Source organism: Arthrobacter rhizosphaerae (genome assembly GCF_023062595.1).
Classification (GTDB): Bacteria; Actinomycetota; Actinomycetes; order Actinomycetales; family Micrococcaceae; genus Arthrobacter; species Arthrobacter rhizosphaerae.
In genome coordinates this window covers 50080-73015 of sequence record NZ_JALLAN010000022.1, presented here as the reverse complement: position 1 = coordinate 73015, position 22936 = coordinate 50080, and the positions used below count along the sequence as shown (strand labels likewise).

Genomic DNA, 22936 nt, shown 5'->3' with positions numbered 1-22936 from the left:
AGCGCGGCTGCGGTTTCCCGCAAGGAGCGCATCGCCGACCAGAGCGGCTCGAAGGTCGCCAGCGACCGGAGCGACGCGCCGGGAGGTGTCTAAGCGACGGCGGGACGCCGGAGCCGCGCGAAGGTGACCTCGCGCGGCTCCTCTGCCTAGACTTCTGCCCCTTCGAGCAGTTCGGTGACGAGCGCTGCGATCGGTGAGCGTTCGGAGCGGGTCAGGGTGATGTGGCCGAAGAGGGGGTGCCCCTTCAGGGTCTCGACGACGGCGGCGATACCGTCGTGACGGCCCACGCGCAGGTTGTCCCGCTGGGCGACGTCGTGGGTCAGGACGATCTTCGAGTTCTGTCCGATCCGGCTCATAACAGTCAGCAGGACGTTCTTTTCCAGTGACTGGGCTTCGTCAACGATCACGAAGGCGTCATGCAGCGAGCGCCCGCGGATGTGGGTTAGCGGCATGACTTCCAGCATGCCGCGGTCCATAACCTCTTCCACCACTTCCTGGCTGACAAGTGCCCCGAGGGTGTCGAAAACCGCCTGCGCCCAGGGGTTCATTTTCTCGGATTCGGAACCGGGCAGATACCCAAGCTCCTGCCCACCCACCGCGTAGAGCGGCCTGAACACGATTACCTTTCGGTGCTCCCGCCGTTCCAACACAGCCTCGAGGCCCGCACAGAGGGCGAGCGCTGACTTTCCTGTGCCTGCCCGCCCACCAATGGAGACAATCCCCACGGATGGGTCCATGAGCATGTCGATGGCCAACCGCTGTTCGGCAGAGCGGCCGTGTAGTCCGAAGACGTCACGGTCACCCTTGACCAGTCGGACCTGTTTGTCCGCTCCCACCCGGCCCAGCGCTGAGCCCCTGGAGGAGAGAATCACCAGGTTGGTGTTGACAGGCATTTCTGCAGCGGCCGGTATGAAGACGGGCTCGTGCCCATACAGGGTTGCAACCTCGGCCTCGCTCGCGTCCACCTCGGCGACACCGGTCCAGCCAGAGTCCTTCACCAGCTCATTGCGGTATTCGTCCGCATTGAGGCCCATCGCAGATGCCTTGACGCGCATGGGAAGGTCTTTGGACACCACCGTCACGTTGCGGCCCTCGTTGGCGAGGTTCTTGGCGACGGCGAGAATCCGGCTGTCGTTGTCCCCGCTCCGGAACCCGGCGGGAAGCACCTCGCTGGATATGTGGTTCATCTCCACCACCAGCGTGCCGCCGTCGTTACCCAAAGGAATGGGGCGGTTGAGTCCACCATGCTGGACCCGAAGGTCATCAAGGAGCCTTAGCGCCTTCCGGGCAAAGTACCCCAGCTCAGGATCGTGGCGCTTCCCTTCAAGCTCGGTGATCACCACGATGGGAACTATCACTTCATGCTCCGCAAACCGCAAAAGCGCGCGGGGGTCGGAGATCAAAACGGAGGTGTCAATGACGAAGGTCGAAACGTCGGCCCGGAGCCCGGTATGTTTGCTGGAAACAGAAAGACCGGCTGCAGCATCTTTTTTCGCTGCACCGGTCTTTGAATTTGCTCGCTTGGCGCGAGAGGTAGCCTTCTCACCCTGATCGGTAACGACTTCGGGCAATTGTTCAGAAATAGCCACATCGACTCCAGCCCCGGGGCTCATGCCCGGAATTGTTATTGGTGAGGCGGCTCGGCCCGGAGGCCGGGCGCGGCCCCCCATACATCCGGTGCGAAAATCCGCTCCATGCAGTGGCCTCCCCGATCAGCGGGCGGTTTACCTGCTGATGTTTCTAACGTAAATCGCGGCAGGGAAATTTCCAACGTTATTCGCCAGCGATTCCTGCCGTGTCCAGGTGAACGATCGGTGAACGCCGGAATTCACGATCCGAAACGTCGCTGCCTGCCCGTGTAGTCGCGCAGCGCACGGAGGAAGTCAACTTTTCGAAAGGCTGGCCACAGTGCCTCGCAGAAGTAGAACTCGCTATAGGCGCTTTGCCACATCAGGAATCCGGAGAGCCGCTGCTCTCCGGACGTCCGGATCACGAGGTCCGGATCGGGCTGTCCGCGGGTGTAGAGGAACCTTGAGATGTCATCCACCGAAAGTTCATCGGCCAGTTTGCCGATGTCGGCTCCTTTGTCCACAGCATCGTGGAGTAATTCGCGAACGGCGTCAACAATTTCGCGCCTCCCGCCGTACCCCACCGCTACGTTGACGTGAAGTTTTTCCCGGACTGGCGTGCGGGCTGTCAGTTTATTGAGGCGGTCAGCCAGATAGTCCGGCAAAAGCTCCGGAGCCCCCATGGCGTGCACTGAGATGTGTTCGTCTTCGTCCAGCTGGTCCAGGGTATTGGCAATAATTCCCATGAGCATGTCCAGTTCCTCGCCGGAACGGTTCATGTTGTCTGTGGACAGCATGTAGAGGGTCACCACATTGATGCCCAGCTCCTTGCACCAGCCCAGGAATTCGTGGATCTTATCGGCACCGGCCTGATGACCCTGGCTCGTTGGTGCATTGAACTGCTTGGCCCACCGCCGGTTGCCGTCCACCATGACGCCGATGTGTTTGGGCATCCGGTCCGTATCAAGGGACCGCAGCAATCTGCGTTCATAGAAATCGTAGAGAATACCGGGCATTTCCAACCGGAGACTCACCACTTCCCTTGATTTTCGACGGCAGTGCAAGTTCAAGGCTACCTGCCTGACGAAGGTGGAGGGCACAGCGTAAAGGCCCGTTCCTCTACTTGGCTTTCCTACTGGCCAGTAACTTACTGGCGCGTAAGTTATTCTTGGAAGCATGGGAAGCACAGCTGCAGAGGGTGGCATGACACCAGGAAACGGCCAGGATCCGGGGCCTGCTGAGGACGCAGTGACCCGGATTGCCGAACTTCTGACGATAAAACCGAAGTGGCGGGGCTGGATTCATACCGTCACTGCACCACTGGCTCTGGCCGCCGGTGTGGTGCTGGTGCTGATCGCACCCACTGACGACCGCAAGATCACTTCCGCTATCTATGCGCTGACCGGGGTCCTCTTGTTCGGAGTCAGTGCCGTATACCACCGCGGGAACTGGCCGCCGAGGGCCAAAATGGTCCTCAAACGCCTGGACCATACGAACATCATGCTGGTGATTGCCGGCAGCTACACCCCCTTGGCCTGGGCACTTTTAGAACGGCCCAAGGCAATTTTCCTCCTCTGGCTCATTTGGTCGGGCGCGATCCTGGGGGTTCTTTTCCGGTTGCTGTGGACGAACGCGCCACGTTGGCTCTACGTGCCGATCTACATTGCGCTTGGCTGCGGTTCGCTGTTTTACTTGCCGGACTTCTTCGCGGCGAGTATCCCTGCTGCACTGCTGATCTGCGTCGGTGGTGGGTTTTACATCGCCGGAGCCGTCTTCTACGCCCTCAAGAAACCGAACTTCAGCTATAAGCATTTCGGCTTTCATGAACTTTTCCACGCCTTTACCGTGCTGGCCTTTGCCGCTCATTTCATTGCAATCGCCATCGCAGTTTTGAGCTGACATCTGCTGAGCTGTCACTTTCTGAGCGGGCGCCCCTCAGTCTCAGCGTGGCAGTTGGCCGGCCACAAGGTCAGGCAGAAGGGTCATCCGGTCAAATACCGTTGTGGCACGTCCTGCCAATGCACTGGCGGGAGTAACTCCCCCTGAGAAGGCAAAAGCATGCATACCGGCCGCCCTGGCGGCCTCAACACCATGGACGCTGTCTTCCACAACCGCACACTCTTCGGGCCGGAATCCCAAGGAATCTGCCGCATGAAGAAAGAGATCAGGCGCCGGCTTACCGATCCGCACGTCCTCGGCACTGAAAATCCGGCCTTCGAACCGAGGCAGCAGCCCTGTCTTTCCCAGTGTTCGCCGTATTTTGCTGTGGGTCCCGCTGGAGGCAACACAATGTGGCAGCCCCAGCCGGTCGAGGGCATCTTCGATTCCATCCACAGCACGCAGATGCCGGTCAAACGCCCGCTGGTACCAGCTCTGATACCCGCGGTCCCAACCGGCAGGCAAGGTGATAGCCAGGTGTTCTTCGATCTGGGCCACAAAGTCCGCTTCGGATTTTCCAACGAAGCGCCGGACTATCTCGTCAAGTTTCAGATCCCAGCCAAGATCGGCGAGGACGCGCTGGTCCACCCGGATAGCAATGGTTTCGGAATCCACCAGGACCCCGTCGCAATCGAAGATCACCAGCTTGAACGGTGATTCACTTTGCCCCCGCTGAGCTGAGGAGCCGGCAAGCCTCATCGTGTCATTCCGGCCAGGCGATCCGTCAGCTCGGGAACGGTGGCGACAGGACGCTCGCACACCATGTTCCGGCAGAGATACACCTGCGGCGCTCCGGCTGGCCCGGCAGTTCGGGCATGAAGAAGCGGAACAGCGTCATCATCGTCGTCAGCATTGGTCCCCAAGGCAATCACCAGACCGGGGCTCGGGGATTGCAAGAGGGCCCTATGCAGCGCATCGCGCTCTGGGCTCGAGGGTCCGACGACGGCGGCCTCCACCGGGCCAGTCAGTTCCGCTTGCGCTGTGGCCAGAATCCACCCTGCCGCCCGGGGCGCCCGCGTTGCGAGTGGTTCAACCAGCGACAGAATCCTGCCTGCCTTCTCCCGGTGAGAGAGGGCGCCGGTCAACGCGGAATAGCTCAGAAGGGCACCGGCAAAGGCCGCTGCGCCGCTCGGTGTGGCATCGTCGAAGGGGTCCAGCCCGTGCCTCCTCCCCTGCGCGTTGAAGACCTGCTCCGATTCAGCCGTGGTGTCCACCAGCGTGCCGTCTACCGTGAAGTGAGCCTCAGCAGATTTCAGGATGGCTTCGGCAAAGCGGAACCAGTGCACATTCCCCGTGACGGCATAGAGCGACATGAGACCCTCTGCACAGAAGGCATAATCCTCAAGCAGGCCTCCGATCCCCCTCGCCTGGCCAGCGTGCGAAATGCGCATCAGGGTCCCGGTGCCCGCTTCTCCTTGGGGTCTCCAGTGCACGCGCTCCAGATACCCTGCGATCCCCTGCGCGGCCTCGATGAACTCCGGGCGATCCAGCACAGCTCCGGCTTCTGCCAACGCCGCGACCGCAAGTCCGTTCCAGCCGGCAACCACCTTGTCATCACGTGCCGGCTGGGGCCGGGCTGAGCGCGCTTGCAGCAGCATCGGCCGGACGCGCTCCCACAGCGCTGCCTCCCTGGCATCCAGGGCCCGCCCGGGGTGCAGCGGTGAAGCATCTGCCGTGACGGTGCCCTCGCCACGGATGTTCATGATCCTGGCCACTGCGGCTCCGTCATCCGGTCCCAGCAATTGCCTCAGTTCAGCGGCCGTCCAGACATAAGCGGCACCCTCGTGATGCTCACCGTCAATGACTGTGTCGGCGTCCAAGGACGAGGCCAATGCCTGATCACCACCGTTTGCCAAGCCCCACCCGGCCGCGGGCCCGGAGTGCATGCCAAGGGAGGAAATCATCCACGCCGCGGTGCGCTGGGCCACGTCTGCTGCTTCAGCGGCGGGATAAAGGGATTTGGCCGGGTCGAGGGAAAGGTTGTCCAGCCGCAGCCAGTGGACGTATACCCTGAGCAACTGGGCGTTATCGTAGAGCATCTCTTCGAAGTGTGGAACCGACCAATCCTGCGTCACGGAGTACCGTGCGAATCCGCCGTCGAGCTGGTCAAAAAGAGCGGACCGGGACATGGCTGCAAGCGTCCTGCCAGCCATGTCAGCAGCAGCCTGCGCCGTTTCGGAAGGTACCGCGGCATGGCGGATCAGGAATTCCAGCACGGGCGACGGCGGGAATTTAGGCGCGCTGCCGAACCCACCGGCATGGTCCTCAGACCGGCCAAGGGCGCGGACGGCATCGGACAGGAGCTCGGCATCTATTGTTGCGGGCGGACCCGTCAGCTCTACCACGGCTGCGGAAGTAGCCTGCCCGAGTCCCAGGGCCAGCGACTCAGCATTCTGCTCGACGGCGTCACGTCGTTCGGTCCATGCGTCACGAACAGCTTCAAGGACCTGTCGGAACGAGGGGCGCCCCGGCATGGGACGGGGCGGATAATACGTACCGGCGTGGAAGGCCCGTCCGTCCGGGGTGAGGAAGACCGACATCGGCCAGCCACCCTCCCCGCTGATGGCCTGAGTGGCAGCCATGTAAACAGCGTCCACGTCCGGACGTTCTTCGCGGTCCACCTTGACTGAAACAAAGTGTGCGTTCAGGAAGGCCGCAGTTTCCTCGTCCTCAAAGGACTCCTGGGCCATCACATGACACCAGTGGCAGGCGGCATACCCGATGGAGAGGAAAACGGGGACGTCGCGCCGGGCAGCGGCAGCGAAAGCCTCGTCACCAAAGGCCCGCCAATGCACGGGATTCTCCGCATGCTGGCGGAGGTAGGCAGAGAGTTCCCCGCCCAGTGCGTTCCCCGCACCAGGCCCGGATTCCGCCCGTGGACGGTCAGCGCCCGGCTGGTCCTGCATTCCCGTTCGCGTCACTGTCGTCAGACGCCGCGGCAGCAGCAAGGCGCTGCTCTTCCACCTGGGCGCGGTACCTGACCCGGCGGATTCGGCGGACCATATCCACAATCAGCAGGGTGGTGGCCACCACAAAAAAGGCGGTCATGATGAAGCCCCAGAGACCCGGGGTCACCTGGTCTTCCGAAAGCCCGGCACGCAACGACGGCGAAGGAGAGGGCGGCGTTGTGGTTGCCAGGACGAGGAGCAAGTGGTGCACTGTCATTTACCTTCTGTGGAACGGGCCGGAATATCTTCTACGCGGGATAGAAATCTCCAGCTGAGACTATCTTAGCCCCGCAAAAAGATCCTTCTCCGGCAGATCGGTCTGGACTCTGGAGTTCACCAGGGTGTAGTCCTCCCACGGCCAGGCGCGGCGTTGCATTTCCGGTGACACGGCGAAGAAAAATCCCAACGGGTCCACTTGGGTGCGGTGCGCCCTAAGAGCATCGTCGCGCGCCTCAAAGTAATCGCCGCAGTCAATCTGCGTGGTGGTTTGGTGCTTCGGCATTGGTGGCGTGTGACCCTCGGCGTCAGTCTCAAGCCAGGCGGCGAGCCGTTCGGCATACGGCGACTGCAGCCCTGCTTCTTCCAAAGCGAAATGCAGCGCGCGGAAGCGTTCAGGGCTGAAGGCGCGGTCATAGTAGAGCTTGCTCGGCATCCAGGGTTCGCCAATGCCGGGATATCTGTCGGGATCCCCTGCGGCTTCAAAGGCCTCCACAGCCACACGGTGGGCCATGATGTGGTCAGGATGCGGATAGCCGCCGTTTTCGTCGTAGCTGAGGATGACATGCGGGCGGAATTCCCGGACCAGCCTTACAAGGGGTGCAGTTGCCCGCTCAAGAGGCTGAAGAGCGAATGAACCCGGCGGGAGAGGGGGAAGCGGGTCGCCTTCAGGCAGGCCGGAGTCAACGAAACCGAGCCACCGTTGGCGGATGCCGAGCACCTTGGCTGCTTGCGCCATCTCCAGGTATCGGGCACCGGCCATATCCCGTTTGGGATGCGGGGCCACCTCCATTGCGGGGTTCTGGATGTCACCGCGTGAGCCATCGGTGCAGGTCGCCACCATTACGTCAACGCCGGAGGCCGCATACATGGCCATTGTGGCGGCCCCTTTGCTCGATTCGTCGTCCGGGTGCGCATGGACGGCCAACAGGCGGAGGGACGCTGGCGGATGGGTGGAGGCTGTCATCTTGGACGGCTCCTCTTTCTGTTGTTCCTGCATTGGGATTCACTGCATTTGCCTGAAGGCGCCGCTGCCCCCAAGACGGGCCACAGCTGTAATGTCGCAGGCCATTAAAACCCCCGGAAAATTCCCCTTCGCATCCACACTAAACTGGATGGGTGACTTCCGAGGATCAGCCGGCCTCTGCCCGCCCGTCAAACACCAGCCTAGCCAATCGGTACGGCGGCCAAAAGCGCACGTGGACCGTCAAGACCAAGCGGCTTGCTGTGCTCTCAGCACTCGTCGTGGGAATTGCGTTTATGGCATGGATTTCGACCTCGTTTTCCACCAACAACGTCACCTTCAAGGACGTCGGATACAGCACACCTGATGCCACCCAGGCGGTCATTGACTTCCAGGTAACAAAGGGGCCTGACATCGCCGTCAAGTGTGCCGTCAAAGCGTTGGATTCCAAGTTTGCGGTGGTGGGATGGAAAGTTGTAGATATCGGGCCGAACAGCGTGGACACAGGCACTGACGGCGGCAGGACAACCATCCACAGCGTGGTCCTGCGTACGGAGTCGCAGGCTGTCTCGGGTGTTGTGGACAACTGCTGGATTCCCGACGCGGGGAAGTAAACCCGTTCCCCGAAATGTGAGCCACACCGCAGTCTTCTTGGGTTTGTCCACAGGATTGCCTACAATGGATCAATACCTTAGCCCTGCTGAGCTGGTTACTGCGTCCTGAAAGTGGCCTGTCCGGTGGGGCATTTGTTTGTCAGATCCACAAGAGGAGAAGTCCGTGTCTACCACCAACAGTGCGCCTGCAGCTTGGCTTACCCAAGAAGCTTTTGACCGCCTGAAGGCAGAGCTGGACCACCTTTCCGGCCCCGGCCGTGCGGAGATCGTCCAGAAAATTGAAGCTGCCCGCCAGGAGGGTGACCTCAAGGAAAACGGCGGTTACCACGCTGCCAAAGAGGAGCAGGGAAAGATCGAGGCCCGCATCCGCCAGCTGACGGCGCTGCTCCGTGATGCCCACGTGGGCGAGGCTCCTGCCGACGATGGAATTGTGGAGCCCGGCATGCTGGTTGTCGCGAAGATCGCCGGTGATGAGGAGACTTTCCTGCTCGGTTCACGGGAGATCGCCGGGGACTCCGACCTGGACGTGTTCAGTGAGAAGTCTCCCCTTGGTGCTGCCATCGTTGGCCACAAGGAGGGCGACAGCCTCAGCTACGTCGCCCCCAATGGCAAGGAAATCACTGTGGAGATCATCTCCGCCACGCCTTACGTCGGCTAGCCTTCAAGCTCAGCCCGGCAGTGCAAGAACGACGCCGGTCCTCCCCTGGGTGGGAGGGCCGGCGTGGTGCTTTTTAAGCTGTAATGCCTCTAAACTCCTGTGGCGTCGCGGCGGGAGCGATTGATTCTTGGCCTCAAGACCATGGCAGCCGCAATGCCGCCCAGGGCACCACCCAAGTGGGCCTGCCAGGAAACGAAGTGGGCAACACTGGGAAGGATCCCGAACAGGATGCCTCCGTAGACCATAAACAGCACCGCCGAGAGCAGGATCTGCCACCAGCTGCGGTTGAAGAACCCACGAACCAGCAGGAAAGCAAAAAATCCGAAGACCAGGCCAGACGCACCGACAGTGATTGCGCCGTCGCCGATCAGCCAGACCACCAGGCCGGATCCCAGCCAGCTCAAGGCAGTGGTGGTCAGGAACACCCGCAACCCGGACATCAGCACCAGGAAACCGAAGATGATCAGCGGGAAGGAATTGGAGATCAGGTGCCCGAAATTGGCGTGCAGCAACGGAAACGTGAAAATGTCCAGCAGGCCGTCCGGGCTCCTCGGGCGCAGGCCGAACGTCAGGTTCAGCGAATGGAACATCAACAGGTTGACCACTTCGATGATGAACAACAGGATGACGAAGGACCCGACCACCAGCAGGCCGCTCTTCGCCCGTGCCGCCGGCGTGTCAAAACCGGGCTGAAGCCCCCTGCCGCGCGGCCCTTTTCCGCCTGCCTCCAGCATCATTAACCCCTTAATGCACCACGATCGGCTGGAATCCCTCGGCGCGCAGGGCACTAAGGACCTGTTCGCAGTGCTCGTGTCCCTTCGTTTCCAGATTGACCGTGATGGAGACGTCGCCCATGCTGATGGAGCCACCCACCCTCGTGTGATCCAGACCGGTCACGTTGGCGTCGTTTTCTGCAATGATCCGCGCGATGGTCGCAAGGGAACCGGGGCGGTCGTCAAGCATCATCCGTACTGTCATGTACCTGCCTGCAGCTGACAGGCCGCGCTGGATCACCTTGAGCATAAGCATGGGGTCGATGTTGCCGCCGGAGAGGATCACTGCCGTATTGCCGGGGTTCTCGATCTTGCCGTCCATCAGCGCCGCGACCCCTACCGCTCCTGCAGGTTCCACCACCATCTTCGCCCGCTCGAGAAGGAAGATCAGAGCGCGCGCCAGGGAATCCTCGCTGACGGTGACGACGTCATCGACGAGTTCCCGGATGATGCTGAACGGCAGCTGGCCGGGACGGCCTACGGCAATGCCATCAGCCATGGTGGACACTCGTTTGAGAGGTACAAGCGCGTCGGCTGCCAGTGAAGGCGGATAGGCGGCGGCGTTTTCAGCCTGCACGCCGATGATGCGGATATCTCGACCCAGTTCCCTGGCCCGGGCCTTCACTGCAACTGCCACCCCCGCCAGAAGCCCGCCGCCGCCGACGCCCATCAGGATGGTGTCGACGTTGGGGATCTGTTCGAGGATTTCCAAACCAACCGTTCCCTGGCCGGCCACGACGTCAACGTTGTCGAACGGGTGGACGAACACTGCGCCGGTTTCGTTGGCGTAGCGCTGGGCCTCGGCAAGGGCTTCGTCCACGTTGTGGCCGTGCAGGATGACCTCCGCACCATGGCTCCGTGTGGCCGCAAGCTTGGGCAGCGCGACGCCCAGCGGCATGTAGATGCGGGCCTTGATCCCCAGGCTCTTGGCACCTACCGCAACACCCTGCGCGTGGTTGCCGGCAGACGCCGCCACCACGCCTCTCTTCTTTTCCTCAGCTGACAGCCGGGCCATCCGGACATACGCGCCGCGGACTTTGAAGGAACCGGCCCGCTGCAGGTTCTCACACTTGAAGAAGACCTCTCCGCCGACCATCCCGCCCAGGGCCCGGGATGACTCCACCGGCGTCCGCGTAATAATCCCTTCAAGCAGCTTTTGCGCCTCCAGGACATCGTCCAGCGTGACGGGCAGGCTCTTGAGGGTTTTCACGAACTATTCTCCTTTAGGGGTTTCGGCTCCGGCATCCGGTCCGGCATGGCCGGGGACACCTGATTGCTTCACGGCGCCTTTGCCGTTTCGGGGATGGGCACCCGGAAGGTGAACTTCCTTGAAGGTGCTGTCCCTGCCGGCGTCTGCGGTATCCCCGGTTGCCTGGGGGCCCGCGCCTGCCGGCACTCCTTCATATTCCCACGTCCGGCCGGCAATATAGCGAATTGCCGAGTTTGCTACGGCCAGTATTGGCACTGAGAACAGTGCGCCAGGGATTCCTGCAAGGTAGGAACCGGCGGCAACTGACAGAATCACGGCCACCGGGTGGAGCGCTACTGCCCTGCCCATGACGAGCGGCTGGAGGATATGGCTTTCGAGCTGCTGGACCAGGAGCACGATGCCCAGCATGATCAGCGCATTCACGACGCCGTTTGCCACCAGCGCCAACAGCACTGCAACAGCTCCGGTGACCAGGGCTCCGACGATGGGTATGAACGAACCTATGAAGACCAGGACACTCAGCGGCAGGGCCAGCGGCACCCCGATGATGGCTGCACCCACGCCTATGCCCACTGCGTCGACGAAGGCGACGAACATCTGGATTCGTACATAGCTGACCATGGACGCCCAGCCCTTGCGTCCGGCACCGCTCGTTGCTGCCCTTGCCCTGCGTGGCAGAAGCCTCACGAGGAACGCCCAGATCCGTTCGCCTTCCAGGAGGAAGAAGATAGTTACAAAGAGGGCGATAAGGAGTCCGGCGGCGAAGTGACCGGCGGTATTACCAAAGGACAGTGCGCCGCTCAGAATGCTGCTGGTGTTGTTCTGCAACGCATCGGTGGCCTCTTTGAGGTACTGGTCAATCTGGGCCGCGGATAGGTGAAGGGGCCCCTCCGCCAGCCAGGCCTGCACCTTCTGGACACCAGCAAGCGCTTCAGTCCAGAGCTCGCTGAATCCTGTGACGAGTTGCCTGCCAACAAGCGCCAGGGCACCGGCGATGACCCCGATGAACCCGAGCAGGGTGATGGCAACGGCCAGCCCATTGGGCACGCCTTGGTGTTTCAGCCACCGGGTTACCGGGCTAAGAAGGCCCGCGAGAAGGGCAGCAACCATTACCGGGATGATCAGAAAACTGATCCTGCTGAGAAGCCAGATGAGGCCGGCGCTGACCAGCAGGATCAAGCCGATACGCCAGGCCCAGGATGCTGCGATGCGGATCCCGTACGGAATGTCCTGGTCAAGTTCACGGTCGGTTCGAGGCCTGGCCCCGGCGACGGACCCAGCCCCTGGCAGCGGCTCAGGAACAGCGTCGGGCACAGTTTCCGGCAGAACCTCCGGCGCCGTTTCTGCCTCAGGAACAACGGCGGCATTAGGCGGGAGGCTCTTCCCCGGGACAACCCCCGGCACCGTCTCAGGAACGACGGCGGCGTTCGGGTTTGCTGCAAGGTCACCTGGCGTCGGAGCTGAGGATCCTTCCGTCGCTGAGGATCCTTCCGTCGCTGAGGATCCTTCCGTGACCGGAGTAGCGTGGCTGGGGGTGTTGGAAGGTACGGCGTCCTTGGCTGGCGTCATAGCCTAATGATTCACCAGCCGGGCGCTGATGGGAAACCGGACGCGGTTTCCGCTGCCGGCCGTCAGATGTCTCTGCTGAGCCCGCTGGAAAGCCCGTGCTCACCCGACGGCCCACGTTCACCGGCCATGCTGGCGTCAATCCCCCACGTCATACTGAATGCCTCCCCGGGAGCAAGCCAACGAAGGCCATCGCCGCTGTTGAAGGCATTGGCCGGCCCGGTCATGGGTTCTATTGCAACTGCTTTGGCCCTGCCCGGGAACGTATCGGTGACGAACACGTGTACATAGGGGCAGAATGCGTCCTGCCAGAGACTCACGCTGCTGCCATCGGGAGCCGCCAGCGTGTGGCGGGCAACGCCGTCGTCGAACTCGAGGTCTGTGAACGCAACATCGAGATCGAGCTCAGACACACGGCGTCCGCCACGGAGATCATTGTCGCCGTGTACTGCCTCAGAGTTGCGGGGAATCAATTGTGAATCCGCCACCAGCCCGGTGGAGGCGTTGACTGTAAGAACAAGATCTTCTGGGGACACATCGCCCAACCGCAGGTAGGGGTGGGCGCCTAGCACGAACGGAGCAGACTCCGGTGAGTCATTGACGAGTGTCTGCCGCACGTGCAGGCCCAAACCCTCCGTGAGGGCGTATTCCACCTGGTGCCTCACCAAGAACGGGTATCCGTGCTGCGGAAAAACCACGCCCTCCAGCGTGACGGAAGAATCTGATTCCTCCAGGAGTTCGTAGGCGGTGTTGCGCAGGAGGCCATGGCTGGCGTTGTTCCGCGAGACTTCCGTGATGTCCAGCTGCTGTTTTTTCCCTTTCAGCTGCCACACGCCGTTTTCGACCCTGTTGGCCCAGGGCGCCAGGGTTATGCCGGTGGCACCCGGCGGGATCTGGGCGTCGCCGTAGCTTTCCGTCAGTTGGGTTCCCCCACGGCTGAACAGACGCAATCCTGCGGCGAGTTCCGTTACTACAGCCAGTGCGTCACCACGGCGGAGTTCATATTGGCGTCCTGTGGCGCAACGCCTTGCCACACCGTAGGCGATGCCGGTGTTGGGGTCCATGCTGGGATTCATGGCACCACCGTACAGGTCATTACCCTGCTCAGCACGCCGGACGACGCTTGGCTCCGCATCACCCTTTTCATCCGACCACCCTTCAAATTGTTATTTTTTGTTAGAAACTATTACTTTTTGATCGTTTGTGAAATAATGGTTCTCGATCCATCACCGGGAAGTCTGCCGCGAGATCCGCTGATTCCGTTTCGCGTACCTCCCCACCCCCAAACCCCAGCCACAAAATAAGGACCGCACCCATGACAGCTATCACCAGCACACAGCTTGCCGATGGCCGGGAGCTGATCTACTTCGATGACGACGCAGCCGGGGCCGCGTCGCGCCGGAGCCAGGCGGATACCGTTGATCACCGGCCACTTCCCGCCCGCGGGGAGCCGGGCGAAGTCAGGTTCGATGCCCTCACCGACGAGTGGGTGGCAGTCGCCGCGCACCGGCAAAGCCGCACCCACCTGCCGCCGGCAGACCAATGCCCCATCTGCCCCACCACAACCAACAATCCCTCGGAGATCCCGGCCCCGGACTACGACGTCGTGGTGTTCGAGAACCGCTTTCCCTCGCTGGGCCCGGCATTGGGATCCATTCCTGACAACCCCCAATGGGGCACCACCGGTCCGGCGTACGGACGCTGTGAAGTGGTGTCCTTCACGCCGGATCACACGGGTTCATTCAGCGGTCTTAGCGAGGTGCGGGCGCGGACCGTCATTGAAGCCTGGGCCCACCGCACGGAAGCCTTGAGCGCCATGAAGGGCATCAAGCAGGTCTTCCCGTTTGAGAACCGCGGCGCGGACATCGGCGTCACGCTTCACCATCCGCACGGCCAGATTTACGCTTACCCCTATGTCACGCCGCGCGCCGGTGTCCTGGGTGCGGCCGCCCGGAAATTCTACGACGCCGCCGATGGTCGCGAAACCCTTACCGGTTCGCTCCTGCGTTCCGAGCGGGAGGACGGCAGCCGTATGGTGCTTGAGGGCGCAAACTTCAGCGCCTATGTGCCCTTTGCTGCACGCTGGCCATTGGAAATCCACTTGGTGCCTCACCGCCAGGTCCCGGATCTGGCCGCTCTGTCCGGGGAAGAGAAGGATGAACTCGCACACGTTTACCTCGATCTGCTGAAGCGGCTCGACACCCTCTATCCCACTCCCACGCCCTATATCTCGGCCTGGCACCAGGCGCCTCTGGATGACCTCCTCCGCCCTGCCGGCTACCTGCACCTCCAGTTGACGTCACCACGCCGCGCCGCAGATAAACTCAAATACCTGGCCGGCTCGGAAGCGGCCATGGGTGCCTTTATCAACGACACAACGCCCGAACTTGTCGCCGAGAGGCTGCGTGCGGTTGGCACCCGGCCCTCCTCCCTGAACCACACCCCGGAAGGTGTCCCTGCATGACTGCTCCCTTGACCGCCAGCCAGTTGGCCGCCCGTTTCACCGAGGCGTTCGGCACTGAGCCCGACGGCGTCTGGATGGCACCCGGGCGCGTCAACCTCATTGGTGAGCACACCGACTACAACGAAGGCTTTGTCCTGCCGTTCGCCATCGACAAAACGGCCAGGATCGCCATCCGGACCAGGCCGGACTCCGCCCTCCGCCTGCTCTCCACCTACGGGGACCAGGGCATGACGATGGCGGATACCAATGCACTGGACAAGTCCACTGCGCGTGGGTGGACCAAGTACCCCCTCGGCGTGATCTGGGCGCTGCAGCAGCGTGGCATCACCGTCCCCGGCATGGATCTGCTGCTTGATTCAGACGTACCTCTGGGCGCAGGACTTTCCTCCTCCCATGCCATCGAATGCGCCGTGATTTCAGCCCTGAACGAGCTGACAGGTGCGGGCCTGGAAGCCGAGGAAATGGTCCTGGCCACGCAGCGCGCTGAAAACGACTTCGTCGGCGCCCCCACGGGAATCATGGACCAGTCGGCATCACTGCGGGGCGCCAAGGACCACGCTGTGTTCCTGGACTGCCGTGACCAGACCGTCAAACTGGTGCCGTTCGAGGCGCACCCCGCGGGGCTGGTGATGCTCGTGATCGACACCAAGGTTTCACATTCACATGCCGACGGCGGATACGCCTCCCGCCGTGCCTCCTGTGAACTCGGGGCTGATGTGCTGGGCGTCAAAGCCCTCCGCGACGTTGGCGTGGAGGACCTCCAGGAGGCCAGCGGGCTGCTGGATGAAGAGACCTTCCGGCGCGTGCGCCATGTGGTGACGGAGAACGACCGGGTACTTCAAACCGTTGAGCTTCTGGCCAGCGAGGGCCCCCGCGCGATCGGGCCGCTCCTCGACGCCAGCCACGTGTCCATGCGTGACGACTTTGAAATCTCCTGCCGCGAGCTCGACCTTGCCGTGGAGACGTCCCGCTCCAACGGAGCTATCGGGGCCAGGATGACAGGCGGAGGTTTTGGCGGTGCAGCCATAGCGCTCACTCCCCTGGAAGCCGAACAACAGGTGCGCGCCGCCGTCGTGAAGGCTTTCGCGGACGCCGGCTACACAGCTCCCGATATTTTCACTGTTACTCCCGCCGAGGGGGCCATGCGGCTGGCGTGACCGCGGCGTAGGCTGGGGCCATGCCTGAAGCTGTCATTGTTTCCGTTGCCAGGAGTCCCATCGGCCGAGCATTCAAGGGCTCCCTCAAAGACGAACGGCCCGACGACCTGGCGGCGGCCATGGTCACCGCCGCTTTGGACAAGATCCCTCAGTTCAACCCTCGCGGCCATGACGGCGAGGGCCTGGACGATCTCTACCTTGGGTGTGCCGAGCCAAGCGGAGAAGCCGGCTCCAACATGGCACGCGTCGTCACCATCCTGACAAACCTGGACGACGTACCGGCAGCAACAGTCAACAGGTTCTGTGCCTCAAGCCTCCAAACCATCCGGATGGCCTTCCACGCCATCAAGGCCGGGGAGGGGCGCGCCTTCGTAGCGGGCGGCGTCGAGGCCGTTTCCCGCTACAGCGCCTGGGCGGGGGCCGGCGAAACGGACGCGGGCAACCACAATCCGATCTTCGAAGCCGCCCGCCAGCGGACAGCCGCAAGGGCTGCCTCGAACACGCCATGGACCGATCCCCGCATGGGCGACCGTATGCCTGATATCTACATCTCCATGGGCCAGACAGCCGAGAATGTGGCCACAACCCATGGAATCACCAGAGCTCAACAGGATGAGTGGGCGGTCCTGAGCCAGAACCGTGCCGAGGCTGCCATAGCCTCCGGATTCTTTGCACGGGAGATCTCCCCCTACACGAGGCATGACGGCACCGTGGTCAGCAAGGACGATTCACCCCGCTCAGGAGTCAGCCTCGAAGCGGTCAGTGCCTTGCAGCCGGTTTTCCGCAAAGAAGGGACAGTTACCGCAGGAAATGCGTGCCCCCTGAACGACGGCGCCGCAGCCGCAGTGGTGATGAGCGATGCCAGGGCACACGAACTTGGACTTGAGCCCCTTGCCAGGATTGTGGCAACAGGCGTCAGTGCGTTGTCACCGGAACTGATGGGCATGGGGCCGGTGGAAGCGACCCGCCGTGCCCTCGCTGCTGCAGGGCTGGGGATCGGGGACATAGACCTCGTGGAGCTCAACGAAGCGTTCGCCGTCCAGGTCGTGGCAAGTGCCCGCGAACTGGGCATCGACCACTCCCGCCTGAACGTTCACGGGGGTGCCATTGCCCTCGGTCATCCCTTTGGAATGACCGGAACCCGCATGACGGCAACCCTGCTCAACGGACTCTCCTCCACCGACGGTACGCTGGGGCTCGCTACGCTCTGCGTCGGTGGTGGCCAGGGAATGGCCATGATTGTGGAACGCCTCAGCTGAGGAACAGCAAAAAGCAGGGCCCCGCCTTTCGAACTCAGTCGAAAGGCGGGGCCCTGCTTCAGTTAGAAATCTGCCTGCGGTTAGTCTTCGCCGCGGAGAATTGCCAGGAGACGGATGATCTCGACGTACAGCCACACCAAGGTCACCGTGAGGCCGAATGCGGCGGTCCAGGAGAACCGCTGCGGGGCCCCGGCCTGGACACCTGCCTCGATGCTGGTGAAGTCCATAATCAGCGAGAACGCGGCGAGGCCGATCGCGAGGACGCCGATGAGGATGCCCACAATTCCATGGCGCAGACCGAACGGCTGATCCAGTACACCCGTCATCATCATCACGAGATTCACCACTGAGAACAACGCGTAGCCGACCATTGCAATCAGGAAGAAGCGCATGGCCTTGGGGGTGGCGCGCACCTTGCCGCTCTTGAAGAGCAGGAGAGTGACGGCGAAGACGGACAGCGTGCCGATAACGGCCTGCAGGCCGACTCCCGGGAACATGCCATCCAGGATGCGGGTCAGGCCACCAAGGAACAGTCCTTCAAGGCCTGCGTAGGCCAGGATGAGTGCCGGCGAGGGCTGTTTCTTGAAGGTGTTGACCAGGCCGAGCACGAAGCCGCCGAGCACACCAACGATCATCAGCATGCTCGCAAGCCCCATGCCCACGACCAGTGTCACAGCCGCACCGGCCACGAGGATTCCGAGGCAAGCGGCGGTCTTGACGATGACGTCGTCGAATGTCATCCGTCCGACGTCGGCACGACCGGCAGCCGGCGCGTTGTACATGTCCTGGAGCTGGTCCTGCGAAAGATTCTGCGGCTGACCGTAAGGGTTCTGCCCGAACTGGTTCTGGCCGTACTGCGGCTGGCCATACTGGTTCTGGCCGTAAGGGTTTTGGCCGAACTGGTTCTGGCCATACGGAGCCTGCGGAACAGGCGGTGCCTGGGTGGCTCCACGGAAATTCTTTCCGTTGAAGATCGGGTTTCCGCCAAGTGCCATTGCGGGTGTCCTCCATATAAAGGGGGTGGTTAGTAATCCTTATAGATCAAGGTATCAATTTCCACGAGCGGTGGGCAGATTTGGTTCCCGGAAACGCTTACCCGCAACCGAACCGTGACATCAGTTTTGGCAGCGCTCACTTCACACCCGTCCGATCGGGAGCCCAACCCACCGGTTGTTACCTTATTGCGACGTTGCAGCCCCTCCAGGCCAGCATTTTTTGTATCTACCGGGCTGTAACATAGGCCAAGCAAGGTGACGAATCTCACAAGCCGTTACGGTTTGCGCATCACAGTACCGCACCACCCTTTCGTTGCCTGCATCGTTCGCAGTGGTTGCAATGGCGCAACCCGATCACCCCCCAAGCGGAGGTTTTTTATTTTGAGAAGCACACCGAGAGGCACGTTGCACCGGAGACGGGGCAGGTTATTGAAAGCGGTGGGGGCCGTGTTCGGCGCCATCATCACAATCCTGCTCGTCGTCGCACCGGCCTCGCAAGCCACCACTCCCTCACCTACACCGTCACCAACAACCACGGTGTTCCAAAACAGCATCAGCGGCTTCCTTCGGGATGACGAGCGCAAACCCATCGCAGATGTCACCATCACCGCCACAAGCGGCGATTTCACGGGAACCGCAACGTCCGCCGCAAACGGCGCCTGGACGATCGGCGTGCCTACTCAGGGAACCTATGAAGTGGAGCTGGACGAGTCCACTCTTCCAGAGGGCATCAAGCTGGCGGAAGGCCAGGAGAACCCAAGGAGCGTCACGTTCAGCCAGACCTCTAATCTCTCGGTGATCTTCGCCTTCGGCAAGGGAATCGTGATCCAGGAACAGAACTTCGCACAGAATCTGCTGAACCGCTTGGTTGCAGGCCTGAGTTTTGGCCTTCTGTTGGCCCTGGCTTCTGTAGGCCTTTCCCTTATATTCGGTACCACTGGCCTCACGAACTTCGCTCACGGTGAGATGGTCACATTAGGTGCAGTGGCCATGTTTGGACTCAGCGCCTTAAATCTTCCCTTCTGGCTTGCAGGGCTGCTGGCCCTCCTGATCGGCGGCCTGTCCGGCTACATCCAGGATGCCGGCCTCTGGAAGCCCCTGCGCGGACGCGGTACCGGGCTTGTACCCATGATGATTGTGAGCATCGGGCTCGCCCTCGCCGTCCGCTACGTCATCCAGTTCAACTTCGGCGGCGCAACCCAGCAGCTGCCCTTCGCCCAGTCCCCCGAGATCCAACTCGGCCCGGTATCCATCTCCCCCAACAACCTGTGGTCACTGATCATCAGTGCGGTTGTCATCGCCGTGATCGGCATCGTGCTGCTCAAGACCCGTCTGGGGAAGGCCACACGCGCTGTGGCCGACAACCCCGCGTTGGCGGCAGCCTCAGGCATCGACGTCGACGGCGTGATCCGTATCGTGTGGGTCGCCGGCGGCATGCTCGCAGCTCTTGGAGGCATTCTCTGGGCGTACTACCGGCCTGGAGTCACCTTCGATATGGGCTCGCAGATCCTGTTGCTGATCTTCGCCGGCGTCACCCTCGGCGGCCTGGGAACCGTGTTTGGTGCGTTGGTCGGATCCATCATCGTTGGCATCTTTGTCGAACTGACCACTGTCTTCGGACTGGCTGCCGACCTCAAATATGTGGGCGCCCTCTTCATCATGATCATCGTCCTCTTGTTCCGCCCGCAGGGAATCCTCGGCCGGCGTGAGCGTGTGGGTTAGGAGACAGCCATGGACTTCGGATTTATTTTTTCCAGTGCACTCAGTGAGATATTCACTCCGACGACGGCGGCATACGCCCTCGCGGCCCTCGGTCTTGCCGTCCACTTCGGCTACTCGGGCCTGCTGAACTTCGGCCAGGCCGGCTTCATGGCGGTGGGAGCTTACGGCTTTGCCATCTCTACGCTGACCTTCGGCGTGCCGTTCTTTGTCGGCCTGCTCATCGCCGTCATCTGTTCCTCCCTTTTTGCGCTCCTGCTGGGTATCCCCACCTTGCGGCTCAGGGCTGACTATCTGGCCATTGTCACCATCGCCGCGGCAGAAATTGTGCGGTATATCGTCACAACCAACCAGCTTGATGCAGTCACCGGATCAGCCGACGGCCTCGGGGCTTTCGAAGGCGGCTTCTACGCCATGAACCCCTTCCCCGAGGGTTCCTACATGGGCATGAACAACCGTGACTTCTTCATCCGGGTCGTCGCCTGGGCCCTGGTCATCGTGTGCTGCCTGCTCGTTTGGCTCCTGATGCGCAGCCCTTGGGGCCGTGTCCTTAAGGGAATCCGCGAAGACGAGAACGCCGTCCGCTCCCTCGGAAAGAACGTCTACGCCTACAAGATGCAGGCGCTGGTGATCGGCGGCGTCCTGGGCGCCTTCGCAGGCATGGTGTTCACCTTGCCCCGCGGCGCCGTCCAGCCCGCCAACTATGGAACGGAACTGACGTTCTTTCTCTGGACCTGCCTCCTCCTCGGCGGTATGTCCACGGTCCTGGGGCCGGTGGTGGGCGCCATGATTTTCTGGGTGGTCCTGTCCCTGACCCAGGGCATCCTCTACGGTCTCATCGAATCCGGCGCAGTTACCTGGTTGACTACGGTCCAGGCGGGCCAGCTGCGCTACATCCTGGTTGGCATTGCCCTGATGCTGCTAATGATCTTCAGACCTCAGGGTGTCTTTGGCAATAAGAAGGAGCTGGCGTTCGCATGAGCCACAGCGCACATTCAACAAGCAACAGCGCAGGCAGCACGGCACAGAACCCTGCAGGCGTCGATTACATGACGGATACAAGTCCGATCGCCGCCGGCGAAATCGCCCCCGGCTGCAAGAAGAGGGATCCCATCGTGGTGGCCGAAAACGTCACCCGGAGCTTCGGCGGCATCAACGCCGTCGATGTCCAGTATCTCGAAATCCCGCGGCACAAAATCACTGCACTTATCGGTCCCAATGGGGCCGGGAAGACAACTCTCTTCAACCTCCTCACCGGCTTCGATACCCCTAACTCCGGGAAATGGCAGTTTGAAGGTAAGAACATCGAGGGCGTGTCCTCATACAAGCTGGCCCGCATGGGCATGGTCCGCACCTTCCAGCTGACCAAGGTCATGGGCAAGCTCACTGTCATGGAGAATATGCGCCTTGGCGGCGCGAATCAGCCAGGTGAACGGCTCTCCAAGGCCCTCTTCAAGGGGATCTGGGGTGGTCGCGAGAAGGAACTTACCGTCCAGGCCGACGCCCTGCTCGAGAAATTCAAGCTCGACGCCAAAAAGGACGATTACGCAGCGTCCCTCTCCGGGGGCCAGCGCAAGCTGCTTGAGATGGCTCGATCCCTCATGGTCCGGCCCAAGCTGGTAATGCTGGACGAGCCTATGGCCGGCGTGAACCCGGCACTGACCCAGTCGCTGCTGGACCACATCAAGAACCTCAAAGCCGAAGGCATGACCGTGCTCTTCGTGGAGCACGACATGAACATGGTCAGGCACATCGCCGACTGGGTTGTGGTGATGGCCGAAGGGAAGATCGTGGCCGAGGGCCCCCCTGGCGAGGTTATGAAGAACCCTGCTGTTATTGACGCATACCTTGGTGCACACCATGATGTTGACCTTGGTGACACCGAAGGCATCAGGGAACTGGAGGCAGTACTCGAAGCCGACGAGGAATCCATCGTGGGCACTGAAAACGCCGGCATCATCGCGGTTGATTCAGTAGAGGCCAAGATCCGGGAGGCTGATACCGAACAACCCGACCTCAGCCCCGCGGCCCACCAGGCTCCGGCCGCCGATGAGCCCAACTCCCCCGAGTCAGGCATGGCTGATCCCGGCCGCACAGAGAAGGACAAAGAATGAGTGCAACCAGCGCAGCGACGTCACCTCAAATGGCGTCCACAGATGACGTCGTGGTAAAGGTTACCGATCTCGTAGCGGGCTATCTTCCGGGCGTAAACATCCTCAACGGCTGCAGCATCGAAGCCCGTAAGGGAGAGCTGATCGGCATTATCGGCCCCAACGGCGCCGGTAAGTCCACGCTGCTGAAGGCCATGTTCGGACTGGTCAAAGTCCATTCAGGGTCTGTTGTGGTGCGGGGACAGGACATCACCGGGCTCAAGGCGAACAAGCTGGTCACTCAGGGCGTGGGCTTTGTTCCGCAGAACAACAACGTGTTTGCCACCCTCACCATCGAGGAAAACATGCAGATGGGCATGTTCCAGCGACCCAAAGACTTCGCGAAAAGGTTTGAGTTCGTCACCAGCCTGTTTCCTGAACTCGGCAAGCGGCGGGCCCAGCGTGCAGGCTCCCTGTCCGGTGGTGAACGCCAGATGGTAGCCATGGGCCGCGCACTCATGATGGAACCAGCCGTTCTGTTGCTCGACGAGCCCTCTGCCGGCCTCTCACCCGTCAAACAGGACGAGACGTTCCTCCGTGTCCACGAGATCAACAGGGCGGGTGTCTCGGTGATCATGGTCGAGCAGAACGCCCGCCGCTGCCTGCAGATCTGCGACCGCGGGTACGTCCTGGATCAGGGGAGGGACGCCTACACGGGTACGGGCCGCGAACTTATGAAGGATCCCAAGGTTATCCAGCTCTACTTGGGCACCCTGGCCGACACCGTCGAGTAAGAA

21 protein-coding genes are annotated in these 22936 nt (G+C 61.8%); 10 read left to right on the top strand and 11 right to left on the bottom strand.

Annotated elements, in window-relative coordinates; translation table 11 throughout:
- Nucleotides 1–146 precede the first annotated feature (146 nt).
- A complete protein-coding gene (phoH2, locus tag MU551_RS21650; protein ID WP_247048639.1) occupies nucleotides 147–1589 on the bottom strand; it encodes an RNA 5'-3' helicase PhoH2 in 1443 nt (480 codons plus the stop codon).
- A 239-nt stretch (nucleotides 1590–1828) separates the two neighbouring features.
- Entirely contained in the window at nucleotides 1829–2590 is a 762-nt protein-coding gene (locus MU551_RS21645) for an isoprenyl transferase (protein ID WP_281507401.1), read from the bottom strand.
- A 235-nt stretch (nucleotides 2591–2825) separates the two neighbouring features.
- Here MU551_RS21645 and trhA point away from each other — a divergent pair, with 235 nt between their 5' ends.
- A complete protein-coding gene (gene trhA / locus MU551_RS21640) occupies nucleotides 2826–3467 on the top strand; it encodes a PAQR family membrane homeostasis protein TrhA (RefSeq protein WP_372489912.1) in 642 nt (213 codons plus the stop codon).
- A 42-nt stretch (nucleotides 3468–3509) separates the two neighbouring features.
- Here trhA and MU551_RS21635 read toward each other — a convergent pair whose 3' ends face one another.
- From MU551_RS21635 to mca, 4 genes are read right to left on the bottom strand one after another with little or no spacing between them, the layout of a single operon-like run.
- Entirely contained in the window at nucleotides 3510–4205 is a 696-nt protein-coding gene (locus MU551_RS21635; protein WP_247048616.1) for an HAD family hydrolase, read from the bottom strand.
- Complete coding sequence (locus MU551_RS21630; RefSeq protein WP_247048615.1) at nucleotides 4202–6412, bottom strand: thioredoxin domain-containing protein; 2211 nt, start codon at nucleotides 6410–6412, stop codon at nucleotides 4202–4204. The genes MU551_RS21635 and MU551_RS21630 overlap by 4 nt, the downstream gene beginning before the upstream one ends.
- Nucleotides 6390–6671: a hypothetical protein gene (locus MU551_RS21625; protein WP_281507389.1), complete on the bottom strand. Its 282-nt coding sequence runs from the start codon at nucleotides 6669–6671 to the stop codon at nucleotides 6390–6392. The genes MU551_RS21630 and MU551_RS21625 overlap by 23 nt, the downstream gene beginning before the upstream one ends.
- Nucleotides 6672–6731: 60 nt before the next feature.
- Nucleotides 6732–7637 (bottom strand): mycothiol conjugate amidase Mca, encoded by a 906-nt coding sequence (mca, locus tag MU551_RS21620; protein WP_247048614.1) that lies wholly within the window; start codon nucleotides 7635–7637, stop codon nucleotides 6732–6734.
- Between the two features lie 152 nt (nucleotides 7638–7789).
- Between mca and MU551_RS21615 the strand changes: the two genes are divergently transcribed.
- Entirely contained in the window at nucleotides 7790–8248 is a 459-nt protein-coding gene (locus MU551_RS21615) for a DUF4307 domain-containing protein (RefSeq protein ID WP_247048613.1), read from the top strand.
- Between the two features lie 163 nt (nucleotides 8249–8411).
- A complete protein-coding gene (gene greA, locus MU551_RS21610) occupies nucleotides 8412–8906 on the top strand; it encodes a transcription elongation factor GreA (protein WP_247048612.1) in 495 nt (164 codons plus the stop codon).
- Nucleotides 8907–8995: 89 nt separating this feature from the next.
- On the opposite strand, the gene MU551_RS21605 is transcribed toward greA, so the two are convergent.
- From MU551_RS21605 to MU551_RS21590, 4 genes are all read right to left on the bottom strand, one after another.
- A complete protein-coding gene (locus tag MU551_RS21605) occupies nucleotides 8996–9643 on the bottom strand; it encodes a rhomboid family intramembrane serine protease (RefSeq protein WP_247048611.1) in 648 nt (215 codons plus the stop codon).
- 7 nt (nucleotides 9644–9650) lie between these two features.
- A complete protein-coding gene (gene ilvA, locus MU551_RS21600) occupies nucleotides 9651–10889 on the bottom strand; it encodes a threonine ammonia-lyase (RefSeq protein WP_247048610.1) in 1239 nt (412 codons plus the stop codon).
- A gap of 3 nt (nucleotides 10890–10892) precedes the next feature.
- Nucleotides 10893–12458 carry an AI-2E family transporter gene (locus MU551_RS21595; RefSeq protein ID WP_247048609.1) on the bottom strand — a complete coding sequence of 522 codons (1566 nt, stop codon included), beginning with the start codon at nucleotides 12456–12458 and terminating at the stop codon, nucleotides 10893–10895.
- 62 nt (nucleotides 12459–12520) lie between these two features.
- Complete coding sequence (locus MU551_RS21590; RefSeq protein ID WP_247048608.1) at nucleotides 12521–13531, bottom strand: aldose 1-epimerase family protein; 1011 nt, start codon at nucleotides 13529–13531, stop codon at nucleotides 12521–12523.
- 239 nt (nucleotides 13532–13770) lie between these two features.
- Between MU551_RS21590 and galT the strand changes: the two genes are divergently transcribed.
- Genes galT through MU551_RS21575 form a run of 3 tightly spaced genes read left to right on the top strand, consistent with a single transcriptional unit; the run spans nucleotide 13771 to nucleotide 17335 of the window.
- Nucleotides 13771–14919, top strand: coding sequence for a galactose-1-phosphate uridylyltransferase (gene galT, locus MU551_RS21585; RefSeq protein ID WP_247048607.1), 1149 nt, complete (start codon nucleotides 13771–13773; stop codon nucleotides 14917–14919).
- Entirely contained in the window at nucleotides 14916–16076 is a 1161-nt protein-coding gene (galK, locus tag MU551_RS21580) for a galactokinase (protein WP_247048606.1), read from the top strand. The genes galT and galK overlap by 4 nt, the downstream gene beginning before the upstream one ends.
- A gap of 20 nt (nucleotides 16077–16096) precedes the next feature.
- On the top strand, nucleotides 16097–17335 hold the full coding sequence (locus MU551_RS21575) for an acetyl-CoA C-acetyltransferase (protein ID WP_247048605.1): 1239 nt from the start codon (nucleotides 16097–16099) through the stop codon (nucleotides 17333–17335).
- An 80-nt stretch (nucleotides 17336–17415) separates the two neighbouring features.
- Here the strand turns inward: MU551_RS21575 and MU551_RS21570 are convergent, their stop codons facing one another.
- Nucleotides 17416–18330 carry a Bax inhibitor-1/YccA family protein gene (locus MU551_RS21570; protein WP_247048604.1) on the bottom strand — a complete coding sequence of 305 codons (915 nt, stop codon included), beginning with the start codon at nucleotides 18328–18330 and terminating at the stop codon, nucleotides 17416–17418.
- A 438-nt stretch (nucleotides 18331–18768) separates the two neighbouring features.
- On the opposite strand from MU551_RS21570, the gene MU551_RS21565 reads away from it, so the two are divergent.
- From MU551_RS21565 to MU551_RS21550, 4 genes are all read left to right on the top strand, one after another.
- Nucleotides 18769–20052: a branched-chain amino acid ABC transporter permease gene (locus MU551_RS21565; RefSeq protein ID WP_247048603.1), complete on the top strand. Its 1284-nt coding sequence runs from the start codon at nucleotides 18769–18771 to the stop codon at nucleotides 20050–20052.
- Nucleotides 20053–20061: 9 nt separating this feature from the next.
- Nucleotides 20062–21030 (top strand): branched-chain amino acid ABC transporter permease, encoded by a 969-nt coding sequence (locus tag MU551_RS21560; RefSeq protein ID WP_247048602.1) that lies wholly within the window; start codon nucleotides 20062–20064, stop codon nucleotides 21028–21030.
- Nucleotides 21031–21098: 68 nt separating this feature from the next.
- Complete coding sequence (locus tag MU551_RS21555; RefSeq protein WP_247048636.1) at nucleotides 21099–22163, top strand: ABC transporter ATP-binding protein; 1065 nt, start codon at nucleotides 21099–21101, stop codon at nucleotides 22161–22163.
- Nucleotides 22160–22933, top strand: coding sequence for an ABC transporter ATP-binding protein (locus tag MU551_RS21550; protein ID WP_247048601.1), 774 nt, complete (start codon nucleotides 22160–22162; stop codon nucleotides 22931–22933). The genes MU551_RS21555 and MU551_RS21550 overlap by 4 nt, the downstream gene beginning before the upstream one ends.
- The last annotated feature ends 3 nt before the right edge of the window (nucleotides 22934–22936 follow it).